The 10,312-nt window shown below is 70.0% G+C and carries 9 protein-coding genes and 1 pseudogene; 5 read left to right on the top strand and 5 right to left on the bottom strand.

Annotation, left to right across the window (positions count from 1 at the left end):
• The 3 genes from D7Y15_RS39935 to D7Y15_RS39925 form a co-directional block, all read left to right on the top strand.
• Positions 1-185, top strand: a 185-nt coding sequence (locus D7Y15_RS39935; RefSeq protein ID WP_148712994.1) for an ABC transporter permease, incomplete at its 5' end; no start/stop codon positions are given.
• Between the two features lie 9 nt (positions 186-194).
• Entirely contained in the window at positions 195-1,850 is a 1,656-nt protein-coding gene (locus D7Y15_RS39930; RefSeq protein WP_121755842.1) for a HEAT repeat domain-containing protein, read from the top strand.
• A gap of 76 nt (positions 1,851-1,926) precedes the next feature.
• On the top strand, positions 1,927-2,505 hold the full coding sequence (locus D7Y15_RS39925; RefSeq protein WP_121755841.1) for a GNAT family N-acetyltransferase: 579 nt from the start codon (positions 1,927-1,929) through the stop codon (positions 2,503-2,505).
• Between the two features lie 3 nt (positions 2,506-2,508).
• Here the strand turns inward: D7Y15_RS39925 and D7Y15_RS39920 are convergent, their stop codons facing one another.
• Entirely contained in the window at positions 2,509-4,143 is a 1,635-nt protein-coding gene (locus D7Y15_RS39920) for a tetratricopeptide repeat protein (protein WP_148712993.1), read from the bottom strand.
• A gap of 272 nt (positions 4,144-4,415) precedes the next feature.
• Positions 4,416-4,829, bottom strand: a complete 414-nt coding sequence (locus D7Y15_RS39915; protein WP_120579775.1) for a hypothetical protein — start codon at positions 4,827-4,829, stop codon at positions 4,416-4,418.
• Between the two features lie 394 nt (positions 4,830-5,223).
• Here D7Y15_RS39915 and D7Y15_RS39910 point away from each other — a divergent pair, with 394 nt between their 5' ends.
• Positions 5,224-7,140: a thiamine pyrophosphate-binding protein gene (locus D7Y15_RS39910; RefSeq protein WP_121755839.1), complete on the top strand. Its 1,917-nt coding sequence runs from the start codon at positions 5,224-5,226 to the stop codon at positions 7,138-7,140.
• A 5-nt stretch (positions 7,141-7,145) separates the two neighbouring features.
• Positions 7,146-8,111, top strand: coding sequence for a 3-oxoacyl-[acyl-carrier-protein] synthase III C-terminal domain-containing protein (locus D7Y15_RS39905; RefSeq protein ID WP_120579777.1), 966 nt, complete (start codon positions 7,146-7,148; stop codon positions 8,109-8,111).
• A 12-nt stretch (positions 8,112-8,123) separates the two neighbouring features.
• Here the strand turns inward: D7Y15_RS39905 and D7Y15_RS39900 are convergent, their stop codons facing one another.
• From D7Y15_RS39900 to D7Y15_RS39890, 3 genes and pseudogenes are all read right to left on the bottom strand, one after another.
• Positions 8,124-8,948, bottom strand: a complete 825-nt coding sequence (locus tag D7Y15_RS39900) for a hypothetical protein (RefSeq protein WP_120579778.1) — start codon at positions 8,946-8,948, stop codon at positions 8,124-8,126.
• An 11-nt stretch (positions 8,949-8,959) separates the two neighbouring features.
• Positions 8,960-9,781 carry a hypothetical protein gene (locus tag D7Y15_RS39895; RefSeq protein ID WP_121755838.1) on the bottom strand — a complete coding sequence of 274 codons (822 nt, stop codon included), beginning with the start codon at positions 9,779-9,781 and terminating at the stop codon, positions 8,960-8,962.
• A 53-nt stretch (positions 9,782-9,834) separates the two neighbouring features.
• Positions 9,835-10,312 (bottom strand): annotated as a pseudogene (locus tag D7Y15_RS39890) (hypothetical protein); the annotation flags it as partial.

Raw genomic sequence — 10,312 nt, 5'->3', positions numbered from 1 at the left:
GGCTGGGGCTGGGCTTCGGGTTCGTCTTCCTGGGCAAGTGGGTGCTGCTGTTCCCCATGAGCGTGCCGGCGTGGGCCGTGGCGCTGTCGCTGGGGATGAGCTGCGGCGTGGGGCTTCTCTTCGGCATCTACCCGGCGTCGCGCGCGGCGCGGCTGGATCCGGTGGAGGCGATGCGCGCGGAGTAGGGAGCCGGGATGGGTGACGCACTGGCGGAGGCGCGGCGGCAGGCCTCCGGAGACGACCTCGCTTCGCTGCGCAGGCTGGACGCGCTGATGGTGCGCTCGGGCTTCCGGCACGCGGACCGCACGCCCCGGGAGTGGGTGGCGGAGCTGGTGGCGCAGGGACGGTTGCGGAGGGGAGACACGTACGACGCGCACGAAGCGCTGCGGGCCATCGGCCTGGGGGCGGTGCCCGCGCTGCTGGAGGTGCTGGCGAAGCCCCAACTGGCGGAGAAGGAGTCCGCGGACGCGAACATCCGCTTGAACGTGCTCGAGGCGTTGATGGCGCCGAGCCCACCGCCCCGGTGCGCGGTGCCCGCCGTGATGGGGCTCTTGTCCCGGCCGAGCGCTCGGGTCCAGCGCCAGGCGATGCGGGCCCTGGTGTACCTGCGTCCCCAGCCCACCCGGCTCGCGGTGAAGCTGTTGCTGGAGGCCTGCCAGGACAAGACGCAGTGGCAGGCGCGAGCGACGGCGCTGGACGCGCTCGCGACGCTGGACGGTCCCGTCCCGGACGACGTGCTGCACGAAGCCCTGAAGAGGCTGTCGGACGAGAGTCCCTATGTCCGCCGCTCCGCGCTGCGCCTGCTGGGCCGGTGCACCCCGCCTTCCGAGGCGGTTCTTCACGCGCTGGAGGAGCAGGTGGTGCTGGACGACGAGAGCCGTGTCGTCGCCCTCCAGGTGTTGTCCTGGCTGTCGCCCTCGCGTGCGCTGCCGCTGTTGGACAAGACGGCGCGGGGACTGGTGGGCCTGCTTCCGAATGACCGGGACGGGGTGCGGCAGGGGCTCTTCGCGCTCCATCTGCTCGCGGGGATGGGGGCGCAGGCCCGGCCGGCGGTGGGCCTGCTGCGGCGCGTGGTGACGCATGCCGTGAAGCGGGGACATGGAGATCCCTTTACCTGGCGCATGCGCGTGCACGCCGAGTCGGTGGCGGACGCCATCGTCCGGAGTGTCCCGTTGCCTGAGGAGGCGCGGACCGCGGGGCCGGGCTCGCCGCGACTGGCCCTGGCGCTCGCGGGGCCGGGGCCGCTGCCGTTGGACGCGGAGCATCCGGACTCCGCCCGACTGCAGGCCTGGGTGGATTCGCTGGGGCCGCTGAGTCAGGAGGAGGAGGTCCGGCTGTGCGTGGCGGTGGCGCGCGTCGCGGCGCGTGTCTGGGACAGGCATGGGCCGGAGAACGACGGCGCCCAGTCGGCCCTCCTCGCGCTGGAGGAGTGGGTCCTCGCGCCGGATGAGGCGCATCAGCGCCAGGCGATGGAGATCGGCTTGTTCGTCCCCAGCCAGCTCCTGGCGTCGGAGTTGTTCAACGCGGCGTGGTGCCTCCATTACGCGACGCTGATGGTGGCGGACGCCGAAAAGCGGCACGTGGGCTTTACCGGCCTCACGCCCAGGGAACCCGAGCACCTGTTGGCGACGTGTGCCTTCGCCGCGTACCGGGCGCTGAGGAGCGGCGCCTGCATGACCGTGGACGAGGGGTGGAGGGACTCCACCCTCACCAGGACGCGCACGTCCGACGAGGCGCTGGCCTTCCTCCACCGGGTGATGGTGGACGAGGTGCTGCCGTGGGCGCGGGGGGAGTGGGATCCGATTGGCGACGTCCTGCGAGAGCGGCGCCGGCTGCTGACGGAAGAGTGAACACGCCAGCGTCATGGCGGTGATGGCGCTCACCCGGTAGGGTGTTCATGTCCCTACCGCAGGGGGCCTGCTCCGCATGTCCATGTCCTACGTCACGCTGCCGCTGCCCGTCGTTCCCTCGCCGTTCCGGATGCGCGTCTTCACTCCCGAGGACATGGACGGCGTCATCGCGCTGTACTCGCATCCGGAGGTGGCACGGAGCCTCAACTTCACGGTGCCCGTGCCGCGCGAGACGCTGCACCAGAAGCTGACCGGCGATCTGGAGGCGATGCGCCAGGGCAAGGGCATCCGGTGGGTGCTGTCGAAGGAAGACGATCCGACGCCCCTGGGCTACATGACGCTCTTCAACTGGAGTCAGAAGGATCGCCGCGCGGAGGTGGGCTACATGGTGGGGCGCTCACTGTGGGGCCAGGGCGTGATGTCGAGCATCCTGCCCGCGCTGATCCGCTTCGGCTTCGAGCAGCTGAACCTGCACCGCATCGAAGGCATGGTGAACACCCGCAACAGCGCGTCGAGCAAGGCGCTGACGCGCGTGGGCTTCCAGCAGGAAGGCGTGATGCGCGGCTACCAGGTCGATGGGAACGGGGGCGGGTTCAACGACATCATCCTGCTCGCGCTGCTCGAGGACGCCTGGCGCGCGTCCGTCGCGACGTAGGCCTCACGGCAGGTCGCGCGCGAACTGTTCGCGGTAGCGGGCCTGGAGCGTCTTCAACTGGCGGGTGCCCCGGTATTCGCGCGCGAGCAGGTGCCAGGCCTCCGTGCGTGAAGGCTCCAGGGCGATGACCCGCTCCAGGTGCTTGCGTGCACGCGCATGCGCACGGGTGTTCGTCGCGAGCACGCCGAGCAGCAGGTGCGCCTGCACCGCATCGTCCCGGAACGCGAGCACCCGCTCACAGGCGGTGCGCGCAGGGCCCAGGCGCCCCTGGAGCAGGTGCAGTTCGCATTGCAGGAGCGTGACGGAGGGACTCGCCGGATACGCCCGAGCCAGCGCGGCGATGCGCTCACGCGCGGACTTCGAGGATCCGGCATGCAGCAGCGCCTCCACGTCGGACACCGCGCGCACGAGGGCTCCCTCTCGCGCGGGATCGACGACAGCGGTGCTGGCATGGGACCGGGCCGGCAGCGCCACCTGTCTTCGGAGGCGGGCCGCCTGTTCCAGTACGGCCGCGGAAGCCGCCAGTCCTTGAGCTCGGGCCGCGGTCTCCTCCGCCCACGTCACGCAGTGGGCACGCAGGAAGAGGCCCGCCAGGTCCGCCCACTGCGCGGGCTCCACGTCCGCACGGGCCTCCAGGTTCGTTCTCGCAACCACCAGACTGTCCCGGGCCTCGTCGAAGCGGCCCGCGTGCAGGTGGAGCAGCGCGACGTTCATGCGCAGGGAGGGCTCGCGGGGAAACCTCGCGATGGCCCGTTCACAGCGCTCACGCGTGGCGTCCAGCCCCGGCGTGAGGTGCACGGCGAGGTAGCACGCCAACAACTGCACGCGCTCATTCTGGGGATGCCGCACGGCCAGCGGCTCCAATGCCTCCGCGGCCACCTCCGGCCGGCCCGCCTTCTCCAGGGCGATGACCTCCGCCAGCCGCTGCCGCTCCAGCGGTGTCAGCGAACGGGGCGTGCCCTCCGGTCCCAGCACGACGCTGGAGGCGCGCACGCGCTCCGTCCATTCAAGAAGGAAGTCCCGCTCCGGCCCTTCCCACGCCGGGCCCGTCATCGCCTCCACCGTTACGCGCAGCTCACGGGCCCAGGCCTTCTGCGCCTCCAGCTCCACGCGCGCAACAGGCAGGTGCCGGAGCCCCGCGCCCAACAGCGCGAGCGTCCGCGCATCGAATCCCGTCTGGCCCGCGTCGTACTTCGGCGACATCCATCCCCGTCCGTCGCGCACGTGCGGCGCGCCCAGGGTATGCGCCCACTCGTGCAGCAGGACCGCCACCTCCAGCCGCTGCCGCGCCTCCACTGGCAGCTCTCCGCTCAGTCCGCGCAACACGCAGTGCCGCCCCAGCACGCGCGCGAAGCCCAGCTCGTGCTGCGCGCCGCTGAACGACACCGGCGCCGCCACCAGACCCACGACGAGGTCCACGTCCTCGCCCGCGTCCACTTCCTCCAGTGCGTCCAGCACCGGCTCCAGCGGACCGTCCGAGCCGCGCCGATCCCATGCACGCGCGGACTCCAACTCGAACGTGATGCCCAGGGGGCCGCGCACCGATTCGCTCGCGCGCTGGAGCCATCCGGCGACGCCTCGCTCCCAATGGAGCCCCCGCGCACGGTGGTCCACGTCCGCGTACACGCGGACCCGCAACACCTTCGCCGTAGGGGCAGGGGAGGAAACCGCTGACAGGGATGTCCTCGCTCGCGCGGTGTCACGCGACTGTGACGGAGCGGCGCAGCGCAGCCCCAGGAATCCGGCGAGGAGGAACAGGACCGCCCTGAACCAGCCTGGCGTCCGCGGGGACCCGGGAATCACGAACAGGACCTGGCAGGTAGAGGGGGAACAGTGCCCGCGAACGGGCGGGGGAGGCGGTGGGCCTCTACCGGAAGGAGGCTTCCACCGCCGTCACCCGGGGAACGACGTCAGGCCGCCGCGTCCTCTTCCTTCGAGGGCTCCGTGGCGTTCGTGATCCAATCGATCGCCTTGTGCTCCCAATCGGAGTCCTTCGACGCGTCGATGTAGCGCTCCCACTCGTACACGCCGCTCTGCTTGGCCATGCGCACCATCATCAGGCGGGCCACGGTGCTGTCGAGCACCACCGCCGAGCGCACCATGCCGTTCTGCCGGAGCCAGCCCATCGCCTGCTTGATGATCTCCTGGGTCTCCGGCGGGTTCGCCTTCTGGCCCCGGATGTCCACCATCAGTCCGAAGGGCCGCCCACGCTTGATCGCCACCTTGGCGCGAAGGTCCTCGAACCAGACCTTGGCCTCGGCGGGGGTGATGTAGCCCGGCGCATTGAGCCGGAAGCCGTACTCCGTCCTCAGATTCTCAGCCATGAAACCCCCACGTTGTTTTTGTGGTGCACGCGCCATTCCCGTGCGACTCCGGCTGGATGGCAGCGCACTTACGAGCCTACTCCAGTCGGCACGTGTGTGGATCCACTCCTGCCGCGCCTGCGTACGCGCGCGAGCCACGTCCTCCCCGTGAAGATGGAGACGTCTCCGGGTAAACGTGGTACTCGTCACGAAGTTTGAGAATCCAGCGTCAGGCGAACTTTCCGCTGATTTTACTTCACACTCGCTCGCTTCTCGGCTATTAAGGGGATGCAGTTTTTCAGCATCCCCGCAACACTGTCACAGGCATCGAGGTCCCCCCGGACTCGGTGGCAGCGAATCGACGCAGCATCCGCGTCGAACCTCACGGGTTCCGGGGCCTTGGAGACGTCCTTCAATGTCCAACTCCTCGCTCGCTGAGCTCCAGGCCGTTACGTCGAACACCCTGCGGAACGAAGTGCCCGTCGAGGCACTCCGGCACGAGACGCCGACCCAGGGGAAGACGAACGTGCTGGAGGCTCGTCACGGCGATCCGATCCCGATGTACGGGGACGTGAATGCGCGGGGCTTCAAGACGGTGGAGGACCTCTCGGTCGCCGACTGCGTGATCGCGCACCTGGAGGCGGAGGAGGTGGACGCGGTGTTCGGCGTCCCGGGCGGCAACATCGCCCCGTTCCAGCAGGCGCTGCGCAAGCACAAGTCCATGCGCTTCATCATCGCGTCCCACGAGGGTGGCGCGGCGTTCATGGCGGACGGTTACGCGCGCTCCACCGGCAAGCTGGGCGTGTGCATGGTGACGGCGGGCCCGGGTGCCACCAACGCGCTGACGGGCGTGGCCTCCGCGCACCTGGACGGCGTGCCCATGCTGGCCATCAGCGGCAACATCGCCACGGACCGCGTGGGCCTGATGGCCATCCAGGAGAGCAGCAGCACCCACGGCGTGAACACGGTGGAGATGTTCCGCCAGGCGTGCGCCAGCTCCTCCATCGTTCCGGACGCGCAGAGCTTCCAGCGGCTGCTGGCGCGTTCGCTGCGCACCGCGCAGGGCCTGCCCGGCGGCGCCGCGCACCTGAGCGTGCCCGCGAACATCGCGCGTCAGCCCATCCACCGCGCCTCCGTTCCCACCACGCGCGGCGCCTTCCGCGCGCGTCCGGCGACCGCCCCCTTCGAGGACCTGCGCGCCGCCTTCACGCTGCTGCGCACCGCGCGCCGCCCGCTCATCTTCCTGGGCGCGGGCGCTCGCGAGGCGATGGCGGAGCACGCCGACACGTTCACCGCGTTCGTCACCCAGCACGGCATCCCGGTGGCCACCAGCATGCGCGGCAAGGGGCTGTTCTCCGAGCGCGAGGCGCTGTCCCTGGGCGTGCTGGGTCTGGCCGGCAGCAAGCGCGCCGAGGCGTACCTGCGCGACGGCGTGGACGTGATGCTCGTCCTGGGCAGCCGCCTGGGTGAGTGGGCCTCCCGCAGCTTCCACCGCTACTTCCAGGCCATCCACCACGTCATCCAGGTGGACGTGAATGCCTCCAACATCGGCCAGTTCCTGCCGGTGCGGCTGCCCATCGTGGCGGACGTGGGCTCGGTGATGACGGGCCTGGCGGAGCTGGGGCAGATGATTGGCCCGTCCAGCGGCGCGCGCGTGCAGGAGCGCTGGGCGCAGGTGATGGCGCTGACGGAGCCCGCGCCCGTCATCCGCACCCCGCAGGACCGGGACTCGGTGAAGCCGCAGGACCTGATGGCGGAGCTCGACAAGCACCTGAGCCCGGACATGGACCTGTACATCGACATGGGCAACTGCACGGGTTGGACGTCGCACCTGCTGCACATCACGCCCCCCGCGCGCATCTTCTACCCGTGCGGCCTGTCGTCCATGGGCTGGTCCTGCGGCGCCGTCATCGGCGGCAAGGTGGGCCGGCCGGACCGCGCGGCGGTGGCCATCGTCGGAGACGGCGCGTTCCTGATGAACGGCACGGAGATGATCACCGCGTCGCGCTACCGCGTGGGGACGGTGACCATCGTCCTCAACGACAACTTCCTGGGCATGGTGAACCACGGCGAGCACGTGCAGGACCGCACGCAGCCGTTGGAGGATGACTTCTACAGCCTGGGCAACCCGGACCTGAAGGCCTTCTCCGAGTCGCTGGGCGCGCGCGCCTACACGGTGAATGGCCCCGGCCAGCTGGACGCGCTGCTGCCGGAAGTACTGCGCCGCGCGGATGAGACGGGCCAGCCGCAGGTCATCGTCGCGCACATCGACTACCGCGAGGTCCCGCCGTACGGCGACCGCTTCGCCGCGGTGGCGTCGGACGCGAAGTAGCCTCCATGACCGCCGCGACCTTCGCGCTCCTGGGAGTCGGCGCCGCTGTCCCGGAGCACGTTCGCGGCAACGACGACCCGCTGTTCGAGTCGCTGCGCCGCGCCGCCGGAAGCGGTGGGGAGCACGCGCTCTTCTACGGCAACCGCGAGCGCAGGGTGCTGGGCCAGGGCGAGTCGCTGGCCGCGCTCACCGCGAAGGCGGGCGCCGCCGCGCTCCAGGACGCGGGGCTGACGCCCGCGGACGTGGAGCGGCTGTACGGCTACGTGTCGGTGTCGGAGTTCGTCGCGCCGAACGAGTTGTACGCGGTGCACCGCGAGCTGGGCCTTTCCCAGGGCACGCTGGTGGTGCCGGTGAACGCGGACTTCGCCAACTTCCTGATGGGCATCGTGCTGGCCTGGGAGGCCCTGCGCGCGGGCACCCTCCGGCAAGCGATGGTGGCGGTGGGCTCCGCGTGGACCCGCAACGTGGACTACACACAGGGCCACGCCATTGGCATTGGCGACGGGGCGGGCGCGGTGGTGGTGGGCGCGGGTGAAGGGCTCACGCTGGTGGACTGGGGCGCGGACACCTTCAGCGACGAATACGGCGCGATGATGATGGGCCCGCGGCCGGAGTCCGGCCTGGCGCACCCTACCTACGGCATCGCCCCCGCGGCGGGCGTGAAGGCGTTCCTGCAGTCGGGGATGAACGGGCCGCCCCGGTTGGTGCAGCGGCTGCTCGCGAAGCACGGCGTGGCGCGCGAGGACGTGACGCTCATCTCCCACCAGGCCACGCGCAAGCTGATGGACCACTGGGCGCAGGAGATCCGCCCGCGCGAGTACCTGGACACCTTCGAGGAGTACGGGAACATGGTGCACGCGTCCATGCCGGTGACGCTGGCCAGGTTCCGCCGCCAGCTGCGCACGAAGTACCTGGTGATGGTCGGCCTGGGCATCGGCGCGCACCAGATGGCGTTGCTGGTGCGCGTCTAGCGGGACCGCCCGCTACTGATCGTCGCAGGGCGTGCCCAGCCGGATGCCCGTGTAGACACCCAGCTCGTTGTAGATGAGGGGCAGGTTCTGCTCCACGGGGACGTTGCGCAGCTCCACTTCCTTGCGCGCCTTCTCGATCCAGATGGGCTTCTGCGCGCGGTCGATGACGAGCCGCAGCTGGCCCTTCTTGGTGGTGAAGATTTCGCCCTCGGAGTCCGCGACCACGTTGGTCATCTTCTGCGGCTTCAGGTCCCCACGGGGGCCGATGAAAACGCGGAAGTTGCGGGACTCCGCGGACGAGGAGCCCTTGTCCACGTAGTAGTACGTGCCCTCCGAGTCACGCAGCAGCGCGTGAGGGACGAACTTCTGCGGGTTGGGCACGTAGGTGGCCTTGCGCAGCAGCTCCCGCGCCTGCGCGCCGGGGACCATCTCCAGCGCCACCTTGCGCTCGCCGCAGCGCAGGGAGCAGGTGCGCTCCTTCGTGTCCACGTTCAGCTGCGAGTGCACCCGCAGGTCCACGCCGTCGTAGTCGGCGGTGCCGCTGGGGTTGAAGAAGCGCGGATCCTGGAAGGTGGTGGCGGACAGGTTCCTGCTGCGGGGGCGCGGCACCACGACCAGGGACTTGCCGTCGCCGTAGTAGAGCTGATCCTCCAGGTCGTCAGTGTCCTCGCGGGGCACGGAGACGACGTAGTGGCCCCGGCCGTCGGTGCAGACGGCGGTGGCCTCCAGGAGCATGCGCTGGCCCAGGTTCTCCGCCTTGCCCCACGGCGGTTCGACGGCGGCGGCGGGAGTGGCGGAAAGGAGCACGGCCACGGGAAGGATGCGTTGGAAGAGCATGGTGCGCGGGCCTAGAGGTGCTTCTTGAAGTAGCGGATGGCGGCCTTCTCCTGCTGGGTCGCCTCCGGGGTGGTGGTCCACACGAAGCGGTCGCCCTGAAGCGCGGGCTCCAGCGCGGCGCCGAAGCGGCAGTCCATCTGCTTCAGGCGGGCCTTCACGGTGCCGCGGGCCTCCTCGGAGACTTCGCACAGGGCCTTCAGCGCGGTGAGGGGGAAGACGCAGTAGCGGGAGATCTTCTGGGCCTTGAGGAAGGGCTCGGTGACGGTGGTCCAGTCGATGGCGCCCGCCACGGAGGTGCCGCAGGTGGTGTTCAGCTCCTGGAGCGCTTCGGAGTAGGCCGTGTCGTGGACGGCTTCCTCCGCCTTGCGGTCGAAGGCCATCAGCTTCGCGAGCTGGCCGCTCTGGGTCTGCTGCTGGTGCTGGGCGTAAACCTCCTCCGGCTTGAGCTTCTGGGAGCGCGCCTCGTCGAACTGGACGGTGATGCCGTTGCCGGGGCCGCCGGGGAAGTACAGCTCCGTGCGCGTGCCCACGACGACGAGCGGCGAGTAGTCCTTGCCGTGCCACTGGGTGGTGTAGTTCTGGCGCCGCGTGCTGGGGCTGCTCCAGTCGTTCAGGGTGTAGGGGAGGACCAGGTTGTCCAGCACGGAGCCCGTGCCCTGGATGCGCAGGAGGAACTTCTTCTGCTCACGGGGCGCGAGCGGAACGACGGCGACCATTTCTCCCTGCGGGCCGACGAACACCTTGCCGGCTTCCACGGGAGCGGGCGGCGCGGCCCGGGCGGGCAGGGTGCCCAGAAGGGTGGCCAGCACGGCCACGGCGACGATGCATTTCATGTTGGATGTATCCCCCTCACCCGTCCGTGGTTTCGCGGACGGGCGGTGTTCGCTCACTTCGGCAATTCAATACCATTGCTCCGACATAGCTCGATGAGCCGCGCCGTCAGGTCCGACTTGGGGACTTTCGAGAGTTCAGCAGGGCCGTTGACCATGTCTTTGGACTGGCACCGGAGCTTGATGGCCAGATGGTGCGCGGCCAGGTTCTTCTGAGCCGCGTAGCTGCGCTGGGCCATCCGGACACCGGTGTCCACGTCGTTCCGCGCATCCGCGGCACGGGCTTCCTTCAGCGCGCTGAGCGCGATGTCGTCGGTAGGCTCCAGGGGGATGCGCGAAGACTGCGTCTTGCCGCCAGTCTTTCCTGGAGCCTTGGTCTGCTGCACATGGGGGTCGACGTTCGCTGGCGTGCCATTACCGGCCGTCACCGCGTCCGGCGGAAGCGTCTGTGCGACGGGGGGCGGAGGCGGTTCCACAGGCGGCGGGGGCGCGTGATTCGGGCCCGCGTGCATGACCGGTGGCGGGCCTTCGGGG

This window comes from Corallococcus sp. AB030 (genome assembly GCF_003668965.1).
In the GTDB taxonomy this organism is placed as follows: Bacteria; Myxococcota; Myxococcia; order Myxococcales; family Myxococcaceae; genus Corallococcus; species Corallococcus exiguus.
This window is presented reverse-complemented; position numbering and strand designations above follow the sequence as displayed.

Bases quoted from the DNA above. Each gene is read 5' to 3' on its own strand.
- D7Y15_RS39900 (WP_120579778.1), bottom strand. From the start codon at position 8,948: ATGCTCTTCCAACGCATCCTTCCCGTGGCCGTGCTCCTTTCCGCCACT.
- D7Y15_RS39895 (WP_121755838.1), bottom strand. From the start codon at position 9,781: ATGAAATGCATCGTCGCCGTGGCCGTGCTGGCCACCCTTCTGGGCACC.
- D7Y15_RS39910 (WP_121755839.1), top strand. From the start codon at position 5,224: ATGTCCAACTCCTCGCTCGCTGAGCTCCAGGCCGTTACGTCGAACACC.
- D7Y15_RS39930 (WP_121755842.1), top strand. From the start codon at position 195: ATGGGTGACGCACTGGCGGAGGCGCGGCGGCAGGCCTCCGGAGACGAC.
- D7Y15_RS39905 (WP_120579777.1), top strand. From the start codon at position 7,146: ATGACCGCCGCGACCTTCGCGCTCCTGGGAGTCGGCGCCGCTGTCCCG.
- D7Y15_RS39915 (WP_120579775.1), bottom strand. From the start codon at position 4,829: ATGGCTGAGAATCTGAGGACGGAGTACGGCTTCCGGCTCAATGCGCCG.
- D7Y15_RS39925 (WP_121755841.1), top strand. From the start codon at position 1,927: ATGTCCATGTCCTACGTCACGCTGCCGCTGCCCGTCGTTCCCTCGCCG.